Origin of the sequence: Niveispirillum sp. (assembly GCF_017996735.1) — a bacterium.
In the GTDB taxonomy this organism is placed as follows: domain Bacteria; phylum Pseudomonadota; class Alphaproteobacteria; order Azospirillales; family Azospirillaceae; genus Niveispirillum.
The window spans coordinates 1-24,100 of the sequence record NZ_JAGOGJ010000101.1; the positions used below are offsets into that span (position 1 = coordinate 1).

Genomic DNA, 24,100 nt, shown 5'->3' on the forward strand with positions numbered 1-24,100 from the left:
GAGTACGATCCCGACACCATCGATGAAATCCCGATGCAATACGCCCTCAGCCGCATCGCAAACCGCAGAAACGCTGCCGCTAAACGCCTCAAAAACAAAAAAGACGCGGGGAACAGCTGACGCTTACTCAAGACCGGACGGCGCGGAGGGGGATCACCCGGCCTGCACGACCATCGGGAGGAAGGCCGGGGATACCGCGCCGTCCGCCCGCGTCAGCGGGGAAGTCTTGACGCTGGCGGGGGCAAGGCCCCCTTTGCGAACGCAAGATTAGGCCAATTCTGCTATTGGTGACTGAATGGAGTTCGCGGAGGAAAGATGCAGGACACATGGGACCACCGGCACGCTCACCAGAGCCCGGCCCAAGATGATGTAAACAATTTAATTACGCGCTAAAACGACTCAAAAACGAGTGCCGAAGAGACCGCCCGACGCCGTCCTATCGGAAAGACGCGTCCCCAAAACTACTTCTTCTCGTTTGAACTTATCGTCCAGTGGAAGCCGATCAAATATATCCGAATTCATGGTAACAATATACTGCAGAGGTTTTCCAGATGTTGATTGATGGCCAAGCGCGAGCGCTTTCGCGATTTGCCGTTCGTCCACACCGTCAAAAAGGTGGCTGTCATGCACAAGAAAACCAGGCCCACGACTTTCGCTCGACAATAAAGTGAAAAGCGCCAAATCGAAGCAGAAAATTTCCATGCTGGCGATGCCACCACCTTGGTCACCTTCAATAGAAATCTTGAAATTTGGCCCCCTGTCGGTTGCACTAATCTCAAAATTTCCTGTTCTATCATCGTAAAGAGAGGAAATTATATCATTGACAAGTAAAATGACTTTATCCAGTCGCTCCTTGCGCTCCTGCAAATCTTGCTGAACGCGCCTGTGCAGATTTCCTCGATCAATATCGAGCTGCGTTGCCTCGCCTTCCAATACCAGGGCGGCTTTGTACCTCTCACGGAGCGTCGCCGCTTCGGCCTCTAAGGTCGCAAGTTCGCGCTGCAAACGCAGAAAGTCTTCCAACGCGCCGTGGCTCTCCAATGTCTTCAAGACATCCTGCCGCTCGGCATCCAGGGTAGCGGCACGTGCTTCGTTCTGTTGCAGGCGGTCCGTCGTCTCATCAATCTCTCGACGCAGATGCATTGCACGATTTTCGACGACCGACTTGTAGAACGCCTGAACGTCCTCAAGCCTTTTCATCGCAACCCCAGGCAGTTCGATACCCGCCGAGGCGTACATCTGCTCTAGCAGCGAGGCTTCTGGCGGCGCTTCGCTGCTCAGTACAGACTGGAGATGATTCAGCGTTTCATTGAGGCTGACGTTTTCGCGGCTTATAGATTGTAGCTCAGTCTTAGCGCGCGCCGCCCGTCTCGAAAGTTCGCCATAAGACTCAAGAACCCGGAAATTATCGAGCTGTTCGCGCCGCTGCTTCGCATTGCGCTCTGCGACCGTCACTTTGGGTCGCAGTTCGGCGACGGTGCCGATGACCGCACCGAGGGCCCCCCCTTTAGCCGCTTTCTTCAGTTCCTCAAGCGCGTTTTCCCGCATGCGGACTTTCTGGAACTCAAAAGAGATGCGCCAATCCAAACCGAGTAGATACGAGACATTTTCCTGCCAATCCCAGCGCTGCTGCTTCTCCGCTTGACGCTCAGGGCTGATAAATCCGCCAGAGTTATGACGGCGCATAAAATAGGAAATCAGCGAACGAAAGGACGGCGTGTAGGACTGGTCAAACTCAGTCCCGACAAGATTGAGGGGGAGGCCAAAAAGCTCATGACCGAGAAACGCCTTCCAATTCTCATTTGAAATAAATAGCCGTTCGGATTCTTTCTCAATTTTTATGGGTAGGTCTTGGCGTCCTTCCAGGCCACGCACGATGTAGATGCGCGATGGCTGCGATCCAGTGCGCTCAACGCAAATCTCTGAATCGCCCAAATTGAAAGATATCTGGAAGAAGTGCTCATTCAAAGCGTCGGACCTAAAAATGCTGCCTTTATCGCAATCAGCGCCCATCAGAAAATGAAGTATTTCAACGAGGCTTGTTTTGCCCGCACTGTTGCGGGTCTGGCCTTCAGTTGCCTCGACGTGTTTGTCCGAAAGGAGGACGTTCAAGCCTGCATGAAACTGCACACGCTTGAAAGTGACAAGTGAACTACTAATACTATTGATTATCATGACTCACCCCGCTTGGTGAGTATACCATTCTTAAAGCTGACGGCATCAATCGCAAACAGAAAGGACAGCGCTAGGACAAACCAGTCGAAGGAGAGCGGGCTGACCCCGTGCGAACGTCGCCGCTGGACCGCCTCCCATAGCTCGGAAACGGTTTTCTCTCCCGTCAAAGCAGCGAGGACTTCACTGCCAACGCCAATTAGCGCGCGATCTTGCTTTAAGTGCTTGGCCGGAAGTATCATGCTCCAGCTCCAGCTCCAGCCGTTATGTTTTCAAAGATGTCACAGCTTTCAAATAGGTGCGCAAGCAGTGCTTGCGCGGCTACCTGCCGGGCTGGCGGTACGGTTCCAATTCCTGCGACAAATTCGTAAAGGCTATCCATGATACCTTCTGGAGTAATTGCCTGTGCACGCAGATACTGATAGCGCTCCCGGAACAGGGACGCAATGTGCTCGCCAATCAACGGATTGTGATGCCGCCCAAAATACTCCGCTACAAAATATGCGTTATTCCATCCATTTTCGATCATCTGATGCCAGTGATTGGGAAGGTTGTTAGCCTCCAGCTTGTCGGATGGCACTGGCGTAATCGCCCCTGACGCGGGCACGCGGGCAGCAACACCCGATATGATTCCATTTATAAGCGATTGCAGCTCTGCTGGCTGCATTGCCTGCGCATCCTTGTTTGTTGCCTGCGGCCCGAGAAGCTCGGCCACGATGACGGAACTGAGTTGCGCGATGCGTCCCTCGATACCTTCGAGGCCAACAAAGCCAAACGCGATGCCCGGATTGGCCTTTTTGAATTCATCCAGCTTGTTAATTGCTTCTACCGGTAGGCCATCCACAAGATTGTGGACCATGTGCCACTCTTTCACTATTCCACTCAGGTGGCTTTTGGCCTTGGCGAAATCGTCATCCATCTTCCCGATCAGATAATCGACTTTTCCCTTGTCGCCATTTACCGCCCCATAGCAGGCAAAAAGCTGTCCGCTTGACTGGAGATAACCGTCACAGCCCTTGTCGCCCTTCTGTCCGAATGGCCGCACACGCACAAAGTCGTCGCCGTGGCCCTTTTCCATCACGGTGGAGAAAAAATCCTGAAAGGCATCACCGGAAGACTGCCGGAGTTTGAGCCGCAGCGCAATTTTATAGTGATAATCCAGAGGTGAAGCGCTCATGGCTAAACCACCTTCCCAAGCCCCGCCAGCACTTGACGGAAGCTCGCCAGACCCGCTTCCAGATTCTCAATAATCTCCTCCGCCAACTCGTCTGGCTCGGGCAGATTATCGAGGTCGGTAAGGCTCTTGTCCTTCAGCCAGAAGACATCGAGGCTCGTCTTGTCGCGCGCCGTCAATTCTTCATAGGTGAACTTGCGCCAGCGGCCTTCGGGGTTCTTCTCGGCATCCCAGGTTGCCTCGCGCTTGTGACGGTTCTTCGGATTGTAGCACTCGACAAACTCGGCGAGGTTCTCGTAGCGAAGCGGCTTCTTTTTCAGCGTGTGATGGATGTTGGTCCGGTAGTCGTAGAACCAGACGTCCTTCGTCCATGGGTCTTTACTGGCTTCGCGGTTGTCAAAAAAGATGACGTTTGCCTTCACGCCGTGGGCGTAGAAAATGCCGGTCGGCAGGCGCAGGATCGTATGCAGGTCCGTCGTCTTCAGCAGGTTCTGGCGAACGATTTCGCCCGCGCCTCCCTCAAATAGGACGTTGTCCGGCACGACGATGGCAGCACGACCCGTCACCTTCAGCATCGAACGGATGTGCTGAACGAAATTGAGCTGCTTGTTTGAGGTCGTTGCCCAGAAATCCTGACGGTTGTAGGTCAGTTCGTCGGTCTCTTCCTCCCTTGCATCGTTGGTGAAGCTCATGGAGCTTTTCTTGCCGAACGGGGGATTGGCGAGCACGTAGTCGAAGCTCTGCGCACTGGCAGCAACAAGTGCATCGTTAGGAGAAATGAGCACATCGCCATCGATCTCCCCGATATTGTGCAAGAACATGTTCATCAGGCACAGACGGCGTGTGCCCGCGACAATCTCATTCCCGTTGAACGTCTTGTGCTTCAGGAACGCCTTCTGCGCCTTATCGAGCTGGTAGTTGGCCGGGTCGGTCAAGAAGTCATAGGCTGCGAGGAAAAACCCGCCCGTCCCACAGGCGGGGTCAGCGATGGTTTTTCCAGGTTCCGGGCGCATACACTCAACCATCGCCTTGATGAGCGGGCGCGGCGTGAAATATTGGCCCGCGCCGGATTTGGTGTCCTCGGCGTTCTTTTCGAGGAGGCCCTCATAGATGTCGCCTTTGACGTCCGCCTCCATGCTCACCCATTGCACCTCGTCGATCATGTCGATGAGGCGATAGAGCTTGGCCGGGTCCTGAATCTTGTTTTGCGCCTTAGTGAAAATCTGCCCCAGCACGTCCTTCCGCTTGCCAAGTTCGCGCAGCAGCTCAATGTAATGCCCCTCCAGCTCCGCGCCACGCTTGGCCCTCAGCTTCGGCCAGGAATATTTCTCAGGGATTCCGACATCGCGGCTATAGGGCGGTTTGGCATACTCATCCGCCATCTTGAGGAAGATCAGATAAGTGAGTTGCTCAAGGTAATCGCCATAGCCCACACCGTCATCGCGCAGGGTGTTGCAGAAGCTCCAAACCTTGGAAACGATAGGTGCAGTGCTCATGCGGCCTCCATCTCGGAAGACTCATCGTCGATCACGCCTTCCGCTGTCGTTAGGGACTGATTTGCCCGGTCAATCGTCTTGCCCATTACTTCTTCGACAAGGCGAAGCAAGGCGTCCAGGCGGACCTGAAAGAAACGCTCAAAATCATCGGCGCGCATGGTCGCGGGGTCGATATGATGGCTGCGTAGAATCTCGTCCATGGCGGCATCACCGAGCCCAACCTGCTTGTGGCTCTGGATCGCCGCAAGGTAATCCGACGGAGCCTTGCCGCCGATCATTCGATTGGCTTTATACGAAATCGGCGTTTTATTGACGATTGAGTTAAAAACGGAAGGTTTGATGCTGGCCGCTTCGCACCATACCTTGGGGAAGATGTGGTGGATGTCCAGTGCCACTTCATCGTGATCGAGTTCCTGGATCGTGGCCTTCCAGAAAAAGTCACGCGATCCTTGACGCAGGATCAGCGTGTTCAGGCCCTTGTAGGCCGCGCTCAATCGGGAGCGCAGCGTAAGTAAACGTGTCGGCTGGAAGGCCGCATCATAAATCGTGCGCGGTTCTGCGCCTTCATCCGCAATCCAAGCCAACAAATCTTCAAGGTCGTTCGCCACCCGGGTCTCGACCGCACCGCCGTAAAGCTCCCCGAACACGCCGCACCAATACCAGCGCGAGAGCTTGTCGAAGATGCGTGGCTCAAGCCAGCGCTCCTTAAGCGTGGCCAGCACAGCGGCCAAAGGTACAAGCTGAGTGCGGTACGGGAGATCACGGGAGGCGAAGAAGCAGTGCTTGCGAAGGAAGCGTGCCGTAAGGATAAAACCTTGCTCAACATCATCGGCCCATTTGTGATAGGCCCCCAACGAGAGCGCCAAAACCGAGGCGCGCTTCGCACTGACCGCTGAGATCGATTTTCCAGTCTTGCCTGCCGCAATGTCTTGCTGACGGCATTCATATGTCTGCAAAAGCGATATGGCTTGCAGAAAATCGGTCGGCTCGACCACCTCTAAAACGGCTTCTTTCTTGAGCCGCTCGACCCTGCCGGTCTTCTTGCGCAGCTTGCTTCCATACCAGTCATCCCGCAGGTTGAAATTATCTGCTGCGAAGCTTGCGGTGACAAGTTCGAATACTGAGAGCGGGACGCCCCCCGTATTCACCTTTTCAAACACGAGGCAGACCGCTTCCTTGCTGGTGTTCTTGCCAAGGGAGATGACGGGAAGCTGATAGGAGCGGAAGGCGGAGAGCACTTTCGTGCGAAACTTCATATACGCGCCGAATTTATCGGAAGCGTACTCCTGGAGGCTTTCCTCCCAACGATCAGAGTTCAAAATCTGATTGCATGGGAAGTAGAACGCCTCGCACTCCTTCTCGGGCGAGGAAAGGTCCAGAATTACGTCTCTGCCGAAGTTGGTTTTGACCTTGCGATCCGCCTCAACCGCTATGAAGGCATCCTCAAGCGCATCGTCTTCGAGCGCGCGCCGAATATCGATGTAATAGTAGCGATCTATCGCGCGGCCCTTCTCATCGAAGGTCTTTACGGGGTCACGCAATGCCAGCACCTGTGTCAGCGTGGTGAGCCGCTGCTGGCCGTCGAGAATAAGGCGCTCCGGTTCTGGCAGCTTGCCCTCGAAAGTGAGGTTCTCAATCGGGCGAACCTGGAAGCGAACGTCGCCGCCCGTCTCCAGCAGCATCACAGCACCTACGGGAAAGGAACGGGCCACGCTCACCAGCAGCGAGCGCACATGCTCATCGTCCCATACCCAGCCGCGCTGGAAATCAGGCAATTGCACCTTGCCTTCGGTGATCTGACGAATGATATCCGGCAAGGGGGTCTTAGTACTGTCGAAAGTGCTCATGCGGCCTCCTTCTTGCCGTTCTTGTTGTTCCGCCGCTTTGTCGTTCTGCCTTCGTCGTGTTCCGCACGAATACGCTCCAGCAAGACCGAAGCCGGTTCATCCTCCGAGTCCTGCGCAACGAGAAGACCGGAAAACGCGCGCTTTAGAATCGACTGCCGCAGAGCTTCTGCGCGAGCGAGTTCGACTTCGATTTCCGCATCCGTCTGCTGTTGGCCCTCTATCAATCTTTTGATTTCGCTAACGACTAGTTTTTGATCACAGACCGACGGCACAGGGACAACGACGTTTCGGATGTTTTCGAGACTCAATCCGGGCTTTCCAGCACCATATGCGGCCTCATTAAGTTGCCTACGACCGCCAGCCTCGGAAAGTAGATACCAGTATAAGAATTCCGGCTGAAGGTCGTCAGTCAGACGACAAAGCGCAACGTGTTGACTCACGTAGGCGGGCCCAAGTTCGGTATCAACCAGTCCGGTCTTGGTCACATTGGCCCCAGTGATTGTGATCAGAACATCACCTTGACGAACACGGGTTCGCACACCTTCGGTATTACCTTGGGGGAGTCGTACATACGCGATGTCAGTAAGGTCTAGCCTATCGTGTTTCAGATTCTGCGCCCTGATAAATATGTCGCCATGTTTGGAATAGTAGTCTGCCCACCCCCGGGAGCCAGACGTCAAAAACTCGATTAACCCTCCAAGAGGGCGCGCGGTCCAAGAGTTTCCTTGGGCGATGCTCGCGTTGCACAGCTTACCCTCAAAGGCGGCTTTAAGAATAGCTTGGCGGTAGGCTTTAAGCTGTTTGCGCGCGATAGTGAGGTTCTCGACGCCCTTGTCGAGTTCGGAGAACAGTTCCTCGATCTTGGCGACGATGCGACGCTGCTCGGGCTCCGGCGGAATTGGAATCGAATGCTGTGCAAGATATGGCATCGGTACGCGGCGCTGACCGACAGCGCCGGTCATGTTGTGTTCGGCATCACGACGGAACTGCTGAGCGGACACAAAATAATAGAGATACTGCGCGGAAATGCCTTTTCGTGGCCGCAGGACATGAAATTCGGTTGACCCAAAACCGAGCCCGTTTCTTAGGGCTGGAACGACGGCCATCTTCCCGTTTTCCATGCAGGGTGTGATCTTCGCGAATAAAATATCGCCTTCACAGAACGCCGTGTAGCCTTTCTTAACCTCACCAAAGGGACGGGTTGCCGAAACATCCATTCGACCGCTTTCTGCTTCGACAGCCGGCATTGGCACGAAGGCAACTGCGAGCCGGTCATCTATCCCCGACTTTTTCAGACCGGGATTGATTTCTGCAACTTTTTCTATGGGCGCGGTCGCCCAGGTAGGAGGCAACGGAATCTCGGAGAAATGGCTCATACCGCCAGCGCCTCGTTTAGTTCTTCAATCAGCTTATCCATGTTCGCCCCAAAAAGCTGATGCATCTTCCCAAGGCCGCCCTTGGCGTTGAATGGGGCCATGTCGATGTCATCGCGCTCGATGTGAATGGAGGTGCTGATATGGTCGCGGACCATATGCAGCCAGTCGAGCTGTTCGCCCGTGAATTTCTCCCCCGCGCCGCTGTGGCGCTTCAGAATCCAGTTTTGGAAGTTGCGCCGCACCGTGTCGGCATAGGGTGCGAGTTTCGGGTCGATGCCGCAGACACGACGGATCAGCGCGACAAGCGCGGTCAGCTCGTTCACCGGGTCAGCACCTTTGTACTCATCCAGCAGGGCATAAGCCCGCCAAACGCGGAGCGGCGCAAGCTTGGGCCGGTCGGCCTTGAGCGCATCCAGCAATGCCTTGATCATGGCATACGTCACGGCTGAGCGGCGGGCTGGCTGGCTGAAGAATATGGACAGCGCCTCGATTTCGTCGCGGTTTTCTTCCAAGTAGGCCGCGAAATCCTTCGCCATAGCCTCGGCATTTTCTTTTGCATCGCCGCTCCACCCCGCTGACAGAACCGTGTCGAGGTTGTCGTGGTCGATGGTCTGTTCTTTTTCGCGGCGAATGCCGTCGATCAGGTTGATGAGCGGTCCCGTGAAAACATTGGCCGCGTGTCCGACCAGTTTGTCACGCGCGGCATCGCGCTGCGCTTCTGTCGGTTCGGCCCCACCCGACGCCCTGGCGGCTTCCGCCTCAATACGGTCTGCATCAATGGCATCAAATAGACGGCGGACGATCTCATTCAGGGAAACACCGCCTGCGGCGTCCTTGATCCGCGCCTGATCCTTGTCGTCGAGCTGTTTGTCCAGACGCGCCAATCGTCCAGCGAGGGAGCTAACGGTGTCCTCGTCCCGCGCGCCCATCATGATGCCGGTCGCGAGGTCCTTCAACGGCACATGAGGCTTGGTGATAAGCGGCTCGCTGGCGGTCTTGCAGGACTTGGTGACGCCGACGGCATCGACGATGACATAGTGTGTCTTGGCCGTCTTGGCGGAAGGCGTTACTTTCTGGAGGCTGTCGGCGTCCAGCGTGCGTGTACCGCGCCCCTTCATCTGCTCGAAGTAATTGCGGCTTTTCACATCACGCATGAAGAGCAGGCATTCAAGCGGCTTCACATCCGTGCCCGTGGCAATCATGTCAACGGTGACGGCAATGCGTGGGTTGTAGCCGTTGCGGAACTGCGCGAGCACGGATTTCGGGTCTTCGGTCGCCTGATAAGTGATCTTCTTACAGAAGTCGTTGCCTTGGCCGAACTCCTCGCGGACGATGTTGATGATGTCGTCGGCGTGGCTGTCTGTCTTGGCGAAAATGAGCGTTTTCGGCGCTTCCTCGCGACCGGGGAAGATGTCCGGGAGTTGATCGCGGAATGTGCGGATGATGGTGCGGATTTGGTCCGGGTTGACCACCGCGCGATCAAGCTGTGCAGCGGCGTACTGCTCCTCTTCGTCCTGGCGCTCCCAGCGCTTCTGGCGCGTCAGGCGTTCACGCTTTTCGACCTGCTGCTCGGCTTTGATCCGCGCACCCTGGCGCGTGATCTGCGTATCAATAACATAGACCTCATTGCCGACATTGACGCCATCCGCCACGGCGCGTTCGTGGCCGTACTCGCTCACCACATTCTTGTGGAAAAATCCATAGGTGCGGTTGTCGGGCGTTGCGGTGAGGCCGATCAGGGTTCCGTCGAAATACTCCAGCACCTGTCGCCACAGATTGTAGATCGAACGGTGGCATTCATCGATGATGATGAAGTCGAAGAACTCGGGCGGGATTTTCGGGTTATAGACGACCGGCATGGGCGTCTTGGGTCGCACAAGCCGTTCGGCGGGGTTGTCCTCTTCGGCTGCTTCGTCCAGTGGCTCGTCCTTCAGGATCGAGTACATGCGCTGGATCGTGCTGATGCAGACCTGACTGCTGCCCGCGACGTGCGGAGAGCGCAGGCGCTGGACGTTGTACAGCTCGGTGAACTTCCTATTGTCGTCGTTCGGGACGTAGGACATGAACTCCTGCTCGGCTTGTTCGCCGAGGTTTTTCGTGTCCACGAGGAAGAGTATACGCTTGGCATCCGCGAACTTCAGGAGGCGATAGACGGAGGTGATGGCGGTGAAAGTCTTGCCCGAACCGGTCGCCATTTGCACAAGGGCGCGCGGTCGATCCTCGCGGAAGGACTTTTCGAGGTTCTGGATTGCGGTGACCTGACAGTCACGCAAACCGTTTGGATCAAGTGCCGGGATGTCGTGGAGCCGTGCGCGGAGCGATTTGGGCTTGGCAAGCCATTCTGCCATCGTCTCAGGCCGATGGAAGGTGAACACCTCCCGCGACCTGGGCTTTGGGTCACGCTGATCGGTGAAACGTGTGATGACACCCGTGCTTTCATAAATGAAAGGCAGAGGGTCCTTGTTGTTGACCCACTTGAGTTTAGCAGCGGCGTAGCCGGAGGATTGTTCCTCAACGGTCGTAATTTTGTGGCCCCAATCCTTGGGCTTCGCCTCGATCACACCCACGGCCTTGCGGTTCACAAAGAGGGCATAGTCGGCGGGGCCGGTGTCTGTCTGATACTCTCGAACGGCGATGCCTTGTCCGGCGGACCAATCGAGGTCCTTCATGTTCTGAACACACCAGCCTGCCTCTGCCAGGTGTGCATCAATCTGGTCGCGGGCGACTTGTTCGGGGTTCTGGTTCGCTGCGTTCATCACCGCCCCCCTGATACATCGAGGAACAGACGCACGAGCGCCTCGTTGACGTAGTAGTTGCTCCGGCCCGAGCGGTGCTTGGCGACGAAGCCTTTCTCCGCCAGCAGGTCGAGATACTTCGCCGCTGTCTGGCGCGAAACACCTAGGTCTTTCACCACGAACTCAATGCGTGTGTAAGGGTGACGGAAAAGGTTATTGAGGAGGTCCTGCGAATACAGGTTCGGCACTTCGTCGCGCATCCGCTTTTTAGCGGCGGCCATTTGGACGCGCATCCCTTCGACAAGCGCGAGGGTGGTTTGCGCTGTCTCCGCCACTGCCCCCAGCATGTAGAGCACCCACTCTTCCCATGCACCTTGCGTGCGAACCATTTGCAGAAGGCGATAGTAATCCGCCTTCGTGCGCGTAATATGGCGCGAAAGATAGAGGATCGGAATTTCGAGAAGCCCGGCGCGCGTGAGATAGAGCACGTTCAGGATTCGTCCAATTCGTCCGTTACCATCGGGAAACGGGTGGATGCTCTCAAACTGGTGATGGATCAGCGCCATCTTGATGAGTGGATCAAGTGCAGACAGTTCGTCCTGGTTGACGAAGCGTTCCAGTGCGACCATAGCTGCCTCAATCTCGCGTGCATCCTGCGGCGGGACGTAAACCACCTCGCCGGTGGAATCGTTTTTGAGCGCCGTGCCAGGTGTCACGCGAAAGCCACCATCCCGCCGTTTCAGCAGGCGGAACATCTCGATCAAGGTGCGGTTCGTGATGAGCCCGCCGGATTGGCGGAGATGGTCGTATCCGAGCTTTACGGCGTCGCGGTAAAGGGCGACCTCTTTAGCAGCAGGGGAGTCCACCCCTTCGAGGTGGAGGTCAGCCTGGAACAACTCGTCCTGCGTCGTGACGATGTTTTCGATCTCGGAGCTAGCCTTTGCCTCTTGCAGGGAGAGCGTGTCTATCAGGATGCCCTGATTGGGGATGGTCGCCGCGCGCCCCTTTAGTTCCGCGAGGGCGCGGTTCGCCCGCGCAAGCGCCTTCAGTACCGGAACCGTTTCCAGGTTCACCTGCGGCGGGAGGTCTGGGATAGCGTAAATGGGTTTTAACATGTCCTGAGCAATGCGTTAAAAATATCACCATCTCTTAACATTTTCCACAGGACATGTATACCGAAATCACCGGCCCTTAACACGCCCTAGGAGTGATGTTGTTCGTCAGATATCTCGCATAGATAGCAGTCTGCTGCAATAGTTAGATCATCCGCCAGACTACGGACATAGATGCGGCCCCACGAGGCGGCGACGCTGGAATCTCGGCTCAAGACGAACACTTCGTACAACCTGTCGAGCAATTTTTGCGGCGACAGCGATCCCTTCCAAAAAGGAAAGGCGCAAGTTTTGGCGGGTAGCAAAGCACTGATGAAAACAAACCACAGACAACAGCATCGCATCTAAGGCTGAGGCTTGGCCGGAGGCCAGCCATCGGCGGGCTTGCGCGCATCCAATCCGCGCAGGGTTGGCCGATGGGCGGGAGAGCGGCGTCTCCCGCCATGACGGGGTTCCAAGGGGCGTGACCGCTCCTTGGTCGAGGGGATCGAAGGGGGCGGCGACAGGCCCCCTCGCAATGGGGGTATCGGGTGCTCCCCTGATCGCCGACGCCCGCCTTGGCCCCTATGGGCCGGTTGGGGGCGCGGCGCGAGTGATGAACCGGCGATACGGTTCAATGGTGCGGCCCAGGCTCGATGCCGGGACCGCACCACGGCCGGGGGGATGCAACGGGGGCGCGCAGCGGGCCCCCTTGCCAAGATGCGTGTTGTAGTACAACACACATCTTGCGCGCAGCGGTTCTGAAGTCATGCCGTGGTGATCGCCCTCAATCCACGCCGGACAAATACCCGTAGACCTGCTCAAACTTGGTCAGCGGCGGATCGGCGCGCACCAGCGGATCGTCGGTCAGTTCCTTGACCAGTGCCTGATATAGCGTCCAGGCTGATCGCTCGCCCTTGTCCTTCATGTCGGCCATGGCGTCGGGGGCGCGGCGGCTGGCCTCGAATGCTTCGCCGACGACCATCATGTGACGATAGCGGAGTTGGAACACGGTGAGCGGCGGCAGATGGGTTTCCGCCCGGATACCAAGCAGGCCATAGAAGCCCCGGATGAGGTCGATGTGATAGCGGGCGGCGTCTCGCTCGGACTCGCTCAGGAAGTCCAGCCTTTCGATTGGACATGATCGGCAGGCGCGGGTTTCGCGTAGGCCCTGCTGGTAGTTGGATTGGCAGGATCGGTTGAAATAGCATTTCGCCAGATAGGCAAGGACGCGGCCCATGGCACCGGTATAGGCGTCCTCGTCCAGGATCAGCAGGGCCGGTAGGAAGACGCTCCAGCGGTGAAACCGAGGCCGCAGCAGCCGGTGACGCACGGCCAGGACGACGGAACGGCAGGTCCGCTCGCTGATACCGGCGCTCTTGGCTAACGGGGCAACCGCTTCCCCGCGCGCGAAACCATACAGTATCCGCAGCACTGCCTTATCGGGGATTTTGGCGAAGGGGATCAGCTTCCCTGCCTTGTCCGTCTTCAACGCCATGCCGTACCCGCATGAGGGAAAGAAAGCTGCTTCTTCTCATATCCCAGGCCGGAAGGCCAGCCGTGCCGTTGCTATACAGCTTCGCAAAACCCCATGAATTCCAACGATCTGCGAGCTTTCCGGCTTCATCTTCTGCATTCCCGCCTTAAACGGCGCGGTTAGGGGCTTTCCCGGCGTTGACCGAGGCCCCATCATGAAGATGCACACTTCGCCCCCTCCTCGATGACCTGACGCTGACCAAAAGCGGGAATCCGTCCCGCCTTCGCGACGGTCTTCCAGGCTGCTTCTGAAAGGGGGTTTCCATGATCTCGTTTGCTCCGTCCCGGCAATGGCTCATCCATTCGGTTGTCGCTGTCATCCTGCTGGCGGCCCTGTGGAGCGCCTCCATCCTCGTGGAAGGGTTCAGCCTGTGGGGCAACATGGACGGCGCTCACAACCCGCTGGGCCACGTGGCCGTTCCTGTCGCTGCGGCGGCCATCACCAGTGCGACGGCCTGCATCTTCCTCGTTCTCGGATTCCAGACGCGGATTCCCCGTCCGTTGCTGGAGGGGATATTTGCGGCTCTGCTGTTGCTGGCTGCGCCTCTGCCGCTGATGAAGACCTACGCGGCGAACGATGCGTTTTGGGGCGATTGGTTCGTCTCCACGAGAGCCCAAGATCCGGAGATTATGCGCGCCTGGGCGCAACGCCTCGATCAGGACATGACGGACCATTATCGCGAGCTTGTCCAGGCGGCGGATAGGGGCGACACGCTGCGCGCAGCTTATGACCGGGCGTTGACCCATGTAAAGCCGCTGGATGGTCCGGAGAGGGCTTCCATCCCTCTGCCTGAAATCATTGCCGCCTTGCGGAGCAAGGCCGGGGTTCTGAACCGCTTTGCGGAGGATGCGGGCGTCCATGTTCCCGATTTCGCGGAACAGACGGACGTGCTGGAAATGTACTTCAACCATTGGGTCGAAGAGGTCAGCCAGGGGCGCAGCGGCTTCATTCATCGGCAATCCCTTGCCGCTTGGGGGGCGATGCTGTCGAGCCTCGGCCAAGCCAACCCCGGTTTTACCCTGAACGTCCTGCTGTCGCTTCTCCCGTTTCTGATTCAGGCGGTGTGCGCGCTTCTCCTGCGGTTGCTGCGAAGCCCGGCCCCTGTGCCTGCCGTATTCCCTACGAAGCCCGACGTGCAAGCCGCGGGCTGGAATCATCCGCCTACCAAAACGATCCATTGAGCGCGAACGATCAAGGAGACAGCCATGCCACACCCTTTCTCCCTGCTCGATGACGTTCCGCGCGGCGCACCCCGGCGCAGCGGCGTGGAAACCCGTCTGGAGGATCACATCCTGCCGCGCGCGCAGTTCCGCGACCCGGATACCATCGTCCGATCCGATACGCTGAAACGCTCCGGGCACAAGCTGCATCTGGGCGTCATCGGCGGGACCGTCAGTATGGTGACGCTGCCGGACGGGCGCGTCGAGCGCCACGTCATGGGCGGACACGGCGTCGGTTCCGGCGACGACCGGCACGCCGTCCTCGTGGCCGGAAGCCGTTCGGGCAAGGGGCGCTGCGTCATCGTACCGACGCTGCTCGATTACGAGGGCAGCGTGCTTGCCACCGACCCCAAGGCCGAACTGTTCAACATCACGGCAACGCGCCGGGCCGGAAGGCTGGGGCAGCGCGTCGTCGGACTCGACCCGTTCGGGATCGCCGGGGATCACGTCGCAGGTTATCAGGGCGGCTTCAACCCGATGACGATCCTCAAGCCGGACAGCCCGACGCTGGTCGAGGATGCCGGGCTGATCGCCGATGCCATCGTGATCCCCGGTAGCGGCGATTCCCATTGGGACGACAGCGCCCGCAACTGGATAGAGACGCTGATTCTCCATGTCGCCACCCATGACGCCTATGAGGGGGAACGCTCCCTCGTCACGGTCCATCGGCTACTCATGCGCGGGGCCGTTTCCGGCGGCGCGTCGAGCCTCAAGGCGCTGGAAAAGGAAATGCTCCGCAACGATGCCGCCTTCGGCGTCGTCCAGGAAGGGGCGGCGGATTTCTTCGAGAAGCCCGGCGACGAGCGCGGCTCCGTCCTCTCTACGGCGCGGCGGCACGCCAAGTTCCTGTCCTACCGGGCCATACGGACGGTGACGGAGGCGCACGATTTCGACCTGGAAGACCTGAAGCGCGACCGCATGACCGTCTATCTGTGCCTGCCCGCGATGCGGCTGGGCACCTGCTCCCGCTGGTTCCGCCTGTTCGTCAACCTGGCCCTGGCCGCGATGGAGCGCGTTCCCGTCCGGCCCACGCCGCCGGTCCTCATGTGCCTGGATGAGTTCCCCGTCATGGGGCACCTGAAGACCGTCGAGGATGCCGCCGGGCAGATTGCCGGTTTCGGCGTCCGGCTCTGGCCCATCCTCCAGGATTTGACGCAGTTGAAGGCGCTGTACCGCGACCGCTGGGAAACCTTCCTCGGCAACGCGGGCGTCCTTCAGTTCTTCGGCAACAACGACGCCTTCACCCTGGACTGGATATCGCGGCGGCTGGGGAAAACCTCGCTGATCGTCACCCGCCGGTCCGACGTGTCCGCCGATGGCCGGGAACGCCAGGGCCTCAACGGCGAGTCATGGTCTGTCGAGGTCCAGGATTTGATGACCCTGGAAGAGGTCAGCCGCTTCTTCGCCCGCGACGATCACCTCGCCCGCCAGCTCGTCATCCGGGCCGGGGACGATCCGATGATCCTCCAGCGCGTCAACTACGACACCCACGAATTTTTCCGGGGGACGTTCCATGCCGAACAGTAAACGCCCCTTGACCGGGACGGAGGTCCGCCATCTGCGCTACGGGTATTATTCCCCGCGCTGGCTGTATGTCCTGGGCGATCTGACCGAAATCGCCGTCCGGGTCGTGTTCGCGGCCTTCATGGGCGCGTGGCTCCTGCTGGTGCTGGCGGTCAACCCGCTGTCGTTGACCACGGGACAAAGCGTGGTCGCCTCCATTGCGGGCATCACGGTTGCCGGGATCGGCACCCGGCTGTCCATCGGCTTCCTGGCCGGATTCCGGGGCGGCTACGGCCTGAAACCCCACGGGTCCAACCGGCTGGTGGGGGAATTCACGCCGGGCCGCATCCGTCTGCGGGTCAAGGGCCGCTGGATCGACTTCAGCGCCGACACCCCCCACAGCTTCCTGATGCGCGAACACAGCGAACGTCTGGATGAGGCGCGGGCGGAAGAGCGGGCGCGCGCCAACGGCTACGGCCAGCAGCCCGACCATGTGCGTCGCGCCTTCGACATCATCCTGGATCGCGGCGTCACCCGCACCGTCCTGGCCGAAGTCGCCTTCGAGGATCAGGCGCGGGACATGGTGCGGCGGCTGCACGAACTCGACTCCTACGCACGCGGCGGCGCGGAAGCCGGAACGGCAACCCGCCCGCCGGACCAGCCGGGACGTGCGCCGGTCGGCAAACGCCCCACGCTCGATTGACGGAGGACAGGACCATGCAGCGTCGTCCCCAGGAGAACAGTCAAATCTTCTCCGGTATTCTCATGCTGGTGATTGCGTGGCGGATCGTCACGATCATCGACGGTTCCGTCGTGGCAATGGTCATCGCCGGGTATCTGGCACTCCTCGGCGCGGTCGCGCTGACGGAGAGCTTCGGGCGGCTGATATCCGTCCGGCAGCCCTATCCGTTCACCGCTGTTCCGCCGCTCTGGCTGATCGCCTGGGCCGCGTTGTGGTTGGCCGTCCATCTGTACGGCACGCCCCATCTGGCGCTCGGTCAGGATCGCGTGGGCTGCGTGTATGTCGGCTGGAACGGTGCCGTCCGCACGCCGGGAAGTTACTGCACCCTCTTTCGCTTCTTTCCGTCCAGCCCCTCCGCTGGAGGCGGAACGTCGCGAAATAGTACAAGAGAACAAAATAGGAATTAATTCTTGTTTGTTCTCTATTTGTTCTGGTATCTTCTCTTCTTTGACCAGACGCCGTACGGCGGGAAAGGAGGTTTATCATGAGTAAGAAAAATGATTACAGACAGGATGCGGAGTTCAATGGCGGGCCGCGCCCGGCCCTTGAACCCGATCCTGAACGCTACCGTGCGGCGCTGGCCGAATTCGACCTGACGGAAGCCCAGGAAACCGAACTGCTGCAAACGCTCTGGTCGATCATGCACACCTTTGTCGAGATGGGGTTCACCGTCGATGTCTGTGGGCAGTTGTTCGGAGAATTCAACGACGTGTCCGGATAAGCGCTGGACAATGATAAAATCACCCATTCAGCCAATTATTGAACAAAGAAGGAAAGGAGCATTCGTCATGATCGACAAGGAACAAAGAGCGGCAGTCATCTATTGCCGCGTTTCCAGCATCAAGCAATCAACCTTGGGCGACGGGCTGCGGTCGCAGGAAACGCGCTGCCGCGAGTTCGCACGCCGGAAGGGCTATGAGGTGATCGAGGTGTTTCAGGACGATGTGTCCGGCAGCTTGATCGACCGTCCCGGCATGAAGGCGATGCTCGCCTTCATCCGCAAGCGCCGTAACAGCGGTGTCGTCGTCATCATCGACGACGTGTCCCGGCTGGCGCGCGGTCTGCAAGCCCATATAGAATTGCGCGGTGCCATCGCCAATGCAGGCGGCATTCTGGAATCGCCGTCCATCGAGTTCGGAGACGATTCCGATTCTGTCCTGGTTGAACACCTGCTCGCCAGCGTCTCACAGCACCAGCGCCAGAAGAACGGCGAACAGACCCGCAACCGGATGCGCGCCCGTGTCATGAACGGCTTCTGGGTGTTCCAGGCTCCCACCGGGTACAGATATGAGCGCGTCAGTGGCGGCGGCAGAATGCTCAAGCGCGACGAACCCGCTGCCTCTGTCGTGCAGGAAGCCCTTGAAGGTTATGCCTCGGGCCGCTTCGAGACGCAGGCCGACGTGATGCGTTTCCTGCAAGAGCACCCTCTGTTCCCCAAGGACAGCAGGGGGCGCATCCGTCACCAGCGCATCCACGTTCTTCTGAACCAGCCGGTCTATGCCGGGTACGTCGAAGCTCCGGAATGGGATGTGTCCTTGCGCGTCGGCCAGCACGAACCACTCATCAGCTTCCAGACCTACCAGCGCATCCAGGACCGCTTGAAAGGGATCGGGCGCGCACCGATGCGCAAGAACCTGAACCAGGACTTTCCGCTACGGGGCTTCGTCGCTTGCGCCGATTGCGGTGCGCCGCTGACGGCCTGCTGGTCGAAGGGATCGCACAGCCTTCATCCCTACTACCTCTGTCCGAAACGGGGCTGCCCCAGCTACGGCAAGTCGATCCGGCGCGACCGCATCGAAGGTGAGTTCGAGACGCTGCTGCACGCCATGACGCCCAGCGCCGCCCTGTTCAAGGTCGCCACGGCAATGTTCAAGGATTTGTGGGACCATCGCTCCCGTCAGGGCGAGGCGGAGTTGAAGGCGCTCAGCGCACAACTGGTCAAGATCGAGGGGCAGGTGGAACAACTGCTCGAACGGATACTGGACGCGCGGGTGCCAAGCGTGATCGCAGCCTATGAGGAACGGGTCCGTAAGCTCGAAGAGGACAAGCTATTGATCCGGGAGCGTATGGCAAACGCGGGGCGTCCCAAAAGCAGCTTTGACGGCACACTTAGAACGGCGCTCGAATTTCTATCAAGCCCTTGGAAACTATGGAATTCTGATCGTTTGGAGGATAAACGGGCAGTGCTGAAACTGACCTTTGCCGACCGTCTGCGCTACACGCGGAACGAAGGCTTTAGAACGACTGATTTATCTTTACCGTTCAAGCTCTTAGATGCTCTGAACCACCCTGAAAGCAGGATGGCGTCCCCAAGGGGATTCGAACCCCTGTTACCGCCGTGAGAGGGCGGTGTCCTAGGCCTCTAGACGATGGGGACTAGAGCCGTGCGAGGCGCGCTTTCTATGCGATCTACCGAATGTGATCAAGTACTTTTTTCACGTCATTTCGCCGGGCCGCATTGGCTGGATCGTTTCAGGCGGGATGAATTGGCGCTTCACCGAAACGGTCCCGGCGGGCATTAAACAGGCGCTGATCATAAGAAGATTGAAAAGCCGATGTCCTTCCCTCTGCTGTCCCGACTGCTGCTTGCCACCGCCCTGATCACCGGCGTCGCTGGGCCGTCGGCAGCGGCCGATCTGTCGTCCAGGCACGCGCCGACGGGGGAGCTGACGGTAAAGAATCTGGGTTGGGATTTCGTGCGCTTCATCGATGCCACGGCCGATCTGCCCCTTGAACAGCGGGTGGCCCGCTTCAAGACCGACATCGTGCCGCTGTTCCCGGAATTCTATGCCCCGCCGGCCGACGCGGATGCCGAGGCGCTGGCCCGCGCCGACAAGCGCATCACAAAGGCCATTGAGAACTTCCCCCGCATCCGCGCCGGATACGAGGCAAAGCTGACGCAGTTCGACGCGGAGCTGTCACAGCATTTGGCCCGGTTCCGCGAGACATTTCCCGGCTTCGTGTCCGACCGCGCCACCTATCTTCTGCATTCGCTGGGGCAGATGGATGGCGGCACCCGCGATCTGGCCGGCAAGCGCTATCTGATCTTTGGGGCCGACATGATGGCCGCCGTGCACAAGGATTTCACCAGCGAAGCCCCATTCTTCCATCATGAGCTGTTCCATGTGCTGCATGAGGCAAAACTGGGCCCGTGCGAGGCAATGTGGTGTTCGCTCTGGATCGAGGGGCTGGCCACCTATGTCGCCGGCCGCCTGAACCAAGGCGCGTCGGAGGCGGAACTGTTACTGACCTTCCCGGACGGCATGGCGGGCAAGGTGAGGGAGCGGTTGGCTGACAGTTGGGTCGATCTGGCGACCCGTCTGGACAGCCAGGAGGAGGACGTGTTCTTCGAGCTTTTCTCCAACAGCCGCAATCCGGCGGGCGGCGACCTGCCGCTGCGCCGGGGCTATTACCTGGGCTATCTGGTGGCGCAGGAGATCGGGCGGACCCACGATCTGCGCGACATGGCCGCCTGGCCGGCGGAAAAGGCGGCACCCATTGTAAAGGCGGCGGTGGAAAAACTGGCCCGACAGGGAAAGTGACGGGCGGCGACGGCCTTAGCGCATCACCCACCCGATCAGGGCCTTGGCCTCCGCCCCGTCCCAATGGGCGGCCCCGGCCAGACGGCCGACCTCGCGCCCTTCGGCATCGACCAGGATCGACAGCGGCAGGCCTTCCTTCAAGGGGAAGGCCTTCATGCTGGTCATCTTCTGGTCCAGATAGATGGGCAGGGATTTGATGCCCGCCTTCTCGAAGAACGGCCCCACCTCGTTCAACCCGCCCCGGTCGACGGAGATGGCGACGACCTGGAACTTGTCGCCGCCCATGTCCGCCTGCAGCCGGTCCAGCGCCGGCATTTCGCGGATGCAGGGCGCGCACCATGTGGCCCAGAGATTGATCAGCAGCGCCTTGCCCTTGAACGACGCCATGTCGACCGGGTTGCCATCCTTGTCGGTGATGGTCATGGGAGGCAGGGGCGGACGGTCGGGGCTGGCCACAAACGGGCGCGCCTCCCCCTGGAAAACCGGCATGGCGGCGGGCGTCGGCGCGGTGGCCGGCGCGGAACTTTCCTTCTTCTCGCCGCAGCCCCCCGTTAAGAGAATTGCTGTACCCACGGCCACGATTGTTGCGATGCGTCGGAAAATCGCCATTCTGCCCTCTGTCGAACTTTGTGCGACAGAGTTCGTGCCCGATGGCCCCGCCGTCAACCCCGTAAACCGACGCAGAACGACGATGACCGAGAAAAGCAACCAGACCGCCGCCGCCGGAACCGACGCCAACGCGCTGTGGGGCGGGCGATTTGGCTCCGGTCCCGCCGCCATCATGCAGCAGATCAACGCCTCCATCGGCTTTGACCAGAAGCTGTGGGCGCAGGATATCGCAGGGTCAAAGGCGCATGCCACGATGCTGGCGGCCCAGGGCATCATCAGCGCCGCCGACCGCGACGCCATCCTGACCGGGCTGGATCAGGTGGCGACCGAGATTGCCGAGGGCCGCTTCACCTTCACGGTGGAGAACGAGGATATCCACATGAATGTGGAATCCCGCCTGAAGGAGATCATCGGGGAGCCCGCCGGCCGCCTGCACACCGCCCGGTCGCGCAATGATCAGGTGGCGACCGATTTCAAGCTGTGGGTGCGCGACGCGTTCGATCGGCTGGATGGCGACCTGAAGGCGCTGCAGGCGGCCCTGATCGACCGGGCAGAGCAGTTCCCGGACCTGATCATGCCGGGCTTCACGCATTTGCAGACGGCACAGCCGGTGACCTTCGGCCATCATCTGCTGGCCTATGTGGAAATGCTGGGCCGTGATCGTGCGCGCATGCGCGACGCCCGCGCCCGGCTGAATGAATGTCCGCTGGGGTCTGCCGCACTGGCCGGCACCCCCTATCCCATCGACCGGGAGGCGACGGCGGCGGCACTCGGCTTTGACCGGCCCACGGCCAATTCGCTGGACGCCGTGTCCGACCGCGATTTCGCGCTGGATTACCTGGCCGCGGCCAGCATCTGCGGCACCCATCTGTCGCGTCTGGCCGAAGAGATCGTGATCTGGTGTACCAGCCAGTTCCGCTTCATCCGCCTGACCGATGCGTTCACCACCGGCAGTTCCATCATGCCGCAAAAGCGCAATCCCGATGCGGCCGAACTGGTGCGCGCCAAGGTGGGCCGGGTCATCGGTGCCCTGAACGGTCTGCTGATCGTCATGAAGGGTCTGCCACTGGCCTATTCCAAGGATATGCAGGAAGACAAGGAACCGGTCTTCATGGCCGATGAGACGCTGGCTTTGTGTCTGGCCGCCACCACCGGCATGATCCGCGACCTGACGCCCGATCCGGCATCGATGCGCCGCGCGGTGGAGGCGGGCTTCCCCACGGCCACCGACCTTGCCGACTGGCTGGTCCGGTCGCTGGGCGTGCCGTTCCGCGACGCCCACCACATTACGGGCCGCATCGTCAAGCTGGCGGAAGAAGCCGGCACGGGCTTGGCCGAGGTGCCGCTGGAACGGATGCAGGAGGTTCACCCCGGCATCACCGACGCCGTCTATGGCGTGCTGACCTTGGAAGCCTCCGTCAACAGCCGCACCAGCTTTGGCGGCACCGCCCCGTCGCGTGTCCGTGCGGCGGTGGCGGCGGCCAAGGAACGGTTTCTGTGATCCACACCCCCGGAAGGAGCATGCCCATGCGCACAGCCATCCTTGTCGCCGCCCTTCTGGCGCTGGCCGGGTGCGGAATGAAACCGCATTTCCCCAAGGCCCCGCCGGGCAGCCCGCCGCCCAAGACCTATCCCGATCCGGCCAGCGACCCGAAGCCGGCCAACCCTTCGTCTGAGAAGCCGCAATAATGACCTGCTTCCCCGTTCCCGGTTTCCGTTACACCGACGGCGCGCTGCATGCGGAGGGCGTGTCCCTGTCCGCCATCGCGGCATCGGTCGGCACGCCCACCTATGTCTATACGACAGAGGGGCTGACCGCCGCCTGGCGCGCCTATGCCGATGCCTTTGCCGGTCATGATGTGACCATCTGCTACGCGTTGAAGGCCAATTCCAATCTGGCCGTCATCCGCACCCTGGCACAGCTGGGCGCCGGCGGTGACGTCGTGTCGGTGGGCGAAATGCGCCGCGCGCTGGCCGCCGGCATTTCCGCCGACAAGATCGTGTTTTCCGGCGTGGGCAAGACGCGGGACGAACTGGTCGCAGCGCTGCAGGCCGGTATCCACCAGATCAATGTCGAAAGCCTGCCCGAACTGGAGGTTCTGTCGGAAGTCGCGGTGGAACTGGGCGTGGAAGCGCCCGTCGCCATCCGCATCAACCCCGACGTGGATGCCGAAACCCATGGAAAGATCGCCACGGGCCGCAAGGAAGACAAGTTCGGCATCGATTTCGCCCATGCGGGCGAGGCCTATGCCCGCGCCATGGCCTTGCCTGGGATCAATCCGGTCGGCATCGCGGTCCATATCGGTTCCCAGCTTTTGAAGACCACGCCCTTCCGCAAGGCGTTCGGCAAGCTGGCGGGTCTGGTGCGTGATCTGAAGGCACAGGGCGTGCCGCTGAGCCGTATCGACCTGGGCGGCGGCCTGGGCGTGCCGTACAAGCCGGAGGATCAGGCCCCCGATTATCCCGCCTATGCCAAGGCCATTGCCGAAACGGTGGGTGACCTGGGCTGCCATGTCACGCTGGAACCCGGCCGGTCGCTGGTGGCCGCCGCCGGTCTGCTGCTGACCCGCACCATCTTCGTGAAGAAAGGGCTGCACCGCCGTTTCCTGATCGTCGATGCCGCCATGAACGATCTGGTGCGCCCAGCCATGTATGAGGCCTGGCATACGGTGATCCCTGTGGCACAGCCGGCGGCGGACGCACCCCTGGCCGATGCTGATATCGTGGGTCCGGTGTGCGAGACGGGGGACACGTTCGCCCGCCTGCGTCCCATGCCGCCGGTGGCGCCGGGGGACCTGCTGGCGTTTTTGACGGCGGGTGCCTATGGCGCCGCCATGTCTTCGACATATAATTCCCGTCCATTGGTGGCCGAGGTGCTGGTATCCGGTGCCAGGTTCGAGGTGGTGCGCCGCCGGCCGAGCTTCGAGGACAGCCTGACACTGGAGACCATGCCCGATTGGCTCTCCCCTTAAGCGGTGAAAGCGGGGTAGGCTGTCGGGCGACTTGCTAAGGTTTAACGACAGATGCCGCCCCGCCCCACCCCGTCCAGCAATCCC

The 24,100-nt window shown here is 59.9% G+C and carries 20 protein-coding genes and 1 tRNA gene; 10 read left to right on the plus strand and 11 right to left on the minus strand.

From position 1 onward, the window contains the following. Positions 1-399: 399 nt before the first annotated feature. The 9 genes from KBA48_RS24005 to KBA48_RS24045 all read right to left on the minus strand — a co-directional run bounded on the left by KBA48_RS24005 (position 400) and on the right by KBA48_RS24045 (position 13,389). The gene (locus tag KBA48_RS24005; RefSeq protein ID WP_292911164.1) at positions 400-2,175 is read right to left on the minus strand and encodes an ABC-three component system protein; all 1,776 of its coding nucleotides are present in this window, start codon (positions 2,173-2,175) and stop codon (positions 400-402) included. Further along, positions 2,172-2,414 carry an ABC-three component system middle component 6 gene (locus tag KBA48_RS24010; protein WP_292911166.1) on the minus strand — a complete coding sequence of 81 codons (243 nt, stop codon included), beginning with the start codon at positions 2,412-2,414 and terminating at the stop codon, positions 2,172-2,174. The genes KBA48_RS24005 and KBA48_RS24010 overlap by 4 nt, the downstream gene beginning before the upstream one ends. After that, a complete protein-coding gene (locus KBA48_RS24015) occupies positions 2,411-3,349 on the minus strand; it encodes an ABC-three component system protein (RefSeq protein WP_292911168.1) in 939 nt (312 codons plus the stop codon). Before KBA48_RS24015 ends, KBA48_RS24010 begins: the two co-directional genes overlap by 4 nt. A 2-nt stretch (positions 3,350-3,351) precedes the next feature. Further along, the gene (locus KBA48_RS24020) at positions 3,352-4,842 is read right to left on the minus strand and encodes a class I SAM-dependent DNA methyltransferase (RefSeq protein WP_292911170.1); all 1,491 of its coding nucleotides are present in this window, start codon (positions 4,840-4,842) and stop codon (positions 3,352-3,354) included. Then, positions 4,839-6,689, minus strand: coding sequence for a DUF262 domain-containing protein (locus KBA48_RS24025; protein ID WP_292911172.1), 1,851 nt, complete (start codon positions 6,687-6,689; stop codon positions 4,839-4,841). Before KBA48_RS24025 ends, KBA48_RS24020 begins: the two co-directional genes overlap by 4 nt. Beyond that, positions 6,686-8,065 carry a restriction endonuclease subunit S gene (locus KBA48_RS24030; RefSeq protein WP_292911174.1) on the minus strand — a complete coding sequence of 460 codons (1,380 nt, stop codon included), beginning with the start codon at positions 8,063-8,065 and terminating at the stop codon, positions 6,686-6,688. The genes KBA48_RS24025 and KBA48_RS24030 overlap by 4 nt, the downstream gene beginning before the upstream one ends. Continuing rightward, positions 8,062-10,821: a DEAD/DEAH box helicase family protein gene (locus KBA48_RS24035; protein WP_292911176.1), complete on the minus strand. Its 2,760-nt coding sequence runs from the start codon at positions 10,819-10,821 to the stop codon at positions 8,062-8,064. The genes KBA48_RS24030 and KBA48_RS24035 overlap by 4 nt, the downstream gene beginning before the upstream one ends. Beyond that, on the minus strand, positions 10,821-11,915 hold the full coding sequence (locus KBA48_RS24040; RefSeq protein ID WP_292911178.1) for a Fic family protein: 1,095 nt from the start codon (positions 11,913-11,915) through the stop codon (positions 10,821-10,823). Before KBA48_RS24040 ends, KBA48_RS24035 begins: the two co-directional genes overlap by 1 nt. A 763-nt stretch (positions 11,916-12,678) precedes the next feature. Continuing rightward, positions 12,679-13,389: a hypothetical protein gene (locus KBA48_RS24045; RefSeq protein WP_292911180.1), complete on the minus strand. Its 711-nt coding sequence runs from the start codon at positions 13,387-13,389 to the stop codon at positions 12,679-12,681. A 302-nt stretch (positions 13,390-13,691) separates the two neighbouring features. On the opposite strand from KBA48_RS24045, the gene KBA48_RS24050 reads away from it, so the two are divergent. The 6 genes from KBA48_RS24050 to KBA48_RS33070 all read left to right on the plus strand — a co-directional run bounded on the left by KBA48_RS24050 (position 13,692) and on the right by KBA48_RS33070 (position 19,235). Further along, complete coding sequence (locus KBA48_RS24050; protein ID WP_292911182.1) at positions 13,692-14,609, plus strand: hypothetical protein; 918 nt, start codon at positions 13,692-13,694, stop codon at positions 14,607-14,609. A 24-nt stretch (positions 14,610-14,633) separates the two neighbouring features. Further along, positions 14,634-16,175 carry a type IV secretory system conjugative DNA transfer family protein gene (locus KBA48_RS24055; protein WP_292911184.1) on the plus strand — a complete coding sequence of 514 codons (1,542 nt, stop codon included), beginning with the start codon at positions 14,634-14,636 and terminating at the stop codon, positions 16,173-16,175. Then, positions 16,162-16,854 (plus strand): hypothetical protein, encoded by a 693-nt coding sequence (locus tag KBA48_RS24060; RefSeq protein ID WP_292911186.1) that lies wholly within the window; start codon positions 16,162-16,164, stop codon positions 16,852-16,854. The genes KBA48_RS24055 and KBA48_RS24060 overlap by 14 nt, the downstream gene beginning before the upstream one ends. Before the next feature lie 14 nt (positions 16,855-16,868). Then, a complete protein-coding gene (locus tag KBA48_RS24065) occupies positions 16,869-17,300 on the plus strand; it encodes a hypothetical protein (protein WP_292911188.1) in 432 nt (143 codons plus the stop codon). 77 nt (positions 17,301-17,377) lie between these two features. Beyond that, positions 17,378-17,614, plus strand: a complete 237-nt coding sequence (locus KBA48_RS24070; protein ID WP_292911190.1) for a hypothetical protein — start codon at positions 17,378-17,380, stop codon at positions 17,612-17,614. 67 nt (positions 17,615-17,681) lie between these two features. Further along, entirely contained in the window at positions 17,682-19,235 is a 1,554-nt protein-coding gene (locus tag KBA48_RS33070) for a recombinase family protein (protein ID WP_367273869.1), read from the plus strand. Here the strand turns inward: KBA48_RS33070 and KBA48_RS24085 are convergent. Further along, positions 19,195-19,270 (minus strand) — tRNA-Glu (locus KBA48_RS24085). The genes KBA48_RS33070 and KBA48_RS24085 overlap by 41 nt on opposite strands. A 178-nt stretch (positions 19,271-19,448) precedes the next feature. Here KBA48_RS24085 and KBA48_RS24090 point away from each other — a divergent pair. Then, a complete protein-coding gene (locus tag KBA48_RS24090; RefSeq protein WP_292911196.1) occupies positions 19,449-20,435 on the plus strand; it encodes a hypothetical protein in 987 nt (328 codons plus the stop codon). A gap of 15 nt (positions 20,436-20,450) precedes the next feature. On the opposite strand, the gene KBA48_RS24095 is transcribed toward KBA48_RS24090, so the two are convergent. After that, positions 20,451-21,044 carry a TlpA disulfide reductase family protein gene (locus tag KBA48_RS24095; RefSeq protein WP_292911198.1) on the minus strand — a complete coding sequence of 198 codons (594 nt, stop codon included), beginning with the start codon at positions 21,042-21,044 and terminating at the stop codon, positions 20,451-20,453. An 82-nt stretch (positions 21,045-21,126) separates the two neighbouring features. On the opposite strand from KBA48_RS24095, the gene argH reads away from it, so the two are divergent. The 3 genes from argH to lysA are packed head-to-tail and all read left to right on the plus strand — an operon-like array spanning position 21,127 to position 24,016. Next, positions 21,127-22,545 carry an argininosuccinate lyase gene (argH, locus tag KBA48_RS24100; protein ID WP_292911200.1) on the plus strand — a complete coding sequence of 473 codons (1,419 nt, stop codon included), beginning with the start codon at positions 21,127-21,129 and terminating at the stop codon, positions 22,543-22,545. 26 nt (positions 22,546-22,571) lie between these two features. Continuing rightward, positions 22,572-22,733, plus strand: coding sequence for a hypothetical protein (locus tag KBA48_RS24105; protein WP_292911202.1), 162 nt, complete (start codon positions 22,572-22,574; stop codon positions 22,731-22,733). Then, positions 22,733-24,016: a diaminopimelate decarboxylase gene (lysA, locus tag KBA48_RS24110; protein ID WP_292911204.1), complete on the plus strand. Its 1,284-nt coding sequence runs from the start codon at positions 22,733-22,735 to the stop codon at positions 24,014-24,016. Before KBA48_RS24105 ends, lysA begins: the two co-directional genes overlap by 1 nt. Positions 24,017-24,100 lie beyond the last annotated feature (84 nt).

Bases quoted from the DNA above. Each gene is read 5' to 3' on its own strand.
- KBA48_RS24060 (WP_292911186.1), top strand. From the start codon at position 16,162: ATGCCGAACAGTAAACGCCCCTTGACCGGGACGGAGGTCCGCCATCTG.
- KBA48_RS24095 (WP_292911198.1), bottom strand. From the start codon at position 21,044: ATGGCGATTTTCCGACGCATCGCAACAATCGTGGCCGTGGGTACAGCA.
- KBA48_RS24025 (WP_292911172.1), bottom strand. From the start codon at position 6,689: ATGAGCACTTTCGACAGTACTAAGACCCCCTTGCCGGATATCATTCGT.
- KBA48_RS24035 (WP_292911176.1), bottom strand. From the start codon at position 10,821: ATGAACGCAGCGAACCAGAACCCCGAACAAGTCGCCCGCGACCAGATT.
- KBA48_RS24065 (WP_292911188.1), top strand. From the start codon at position 16,869: ATGCAGCGTCGTCCCCAGGAGAACAGTCAAATCTTCTCCGGTATTCTC.
- KBA48_RS24005 (WP_292911164.1), bottom strand. From the start codon at position 2,175: ATGATAATCAATAGTATTAGTAGTTCACTTGTCACTTTCAAGCGTGTG.
- KBA48_RS24070 (WP_292911190.1), top strand. From the start codon at position 17,378: ATGAGTAAGAAAAATGATTACAGACAGGATGCGGAGTTCAATGGCGGG.
- KBA48_RS24055 (WP_292911184.1), top strand. From the start codon at position 14,634: ATGCCACACCCTTTCTCCCTGCTCGATGACGTTCCGCGCGGCGCACCC.
- KBA48_RS33070 (WP_367273869.1), top strand. From the start codon at position 17,682: ATGATCGACAAGGAACAAAGAGCGGCAGTCATCTATTGCCGCGTTTCC.
- KBA48_RS24105 (WP_292911202.1), top strand. From the start codon at position 22,572: ATGCGCACAGCCATCCTTGTCGCCGCCCTTCTGGCGCTGGCCGGGTGC.
- KBA48_RS24020 (WP_292911170.1), bottom strand. From the start codon at position 4,842: ATGAGCACTGCACCTATCGTTTCCAAGGTTTGGAGCTTCTGCAACACC.
- KBA48_RS24015 (WP_292911168.1), bottom strand. From the start codon at position 3,349: ATGAGCGCTTCACCTCTGGATTATCACTATAAAATTGCGCTGCGGCTC.
- KBA48_RS24040 (WP_292911178.1), bottom strand. From the start codon at position 11,915: ATGTTAAAACCCATTTACGCTATCCCAGACCTCCCGCCGCAGGTGAAC.
- argH (WP_292911200.1), top strand. From the start codon at position 21,127: ATGACCGAGAAAAGCAACCAGACCGCCGCCGCCGGAACCGACGCCAAC.
- KBA48_RS24010 (WP_292911166.1), bottom strand. From the start codon at position 2,414: ATGATACTTCCGGCCAAGCACTTAAAGCAAGATCGCGCGCTAATTGGC.
- KBA48_RS24090 (WP_292911196.1), top strand. From the start codon at position 19,449: ATGTCCTTCCCTCTGCTGTCCCGACTGCTGCTTGCCACCGCCCTGATC.
- lysA (WP_292911204.1), top strand. From the start codon at position 22,733: ATGACCTGCTTCCCCGTTCCCGGTTTCCGTTACACCGACGGCGCGCTG.
- KBA48_RS24030 (WP_292911174.1), bottom strand. From the start codon at position 8,065: ATGAGCCATTTCTCCGAGATTCCGTTGCCTCCTACCTGGGCGACCGCG.
- KBA48_RS24045 (WP_292911180.1), bottom strand. From the start codon at position 13,389: ATGGCGTTGAAGACGGACAAGGCAGGGAAGCTGATCCCCTTCGCCAAA.
- KBA48_RS24050 (WP_292911182.1), top strand. From the start codon at position 13,692: ATGATCTCGTTTGCTCCGTCCCGGCAATGGCTCATCCATTCGGTTGTC.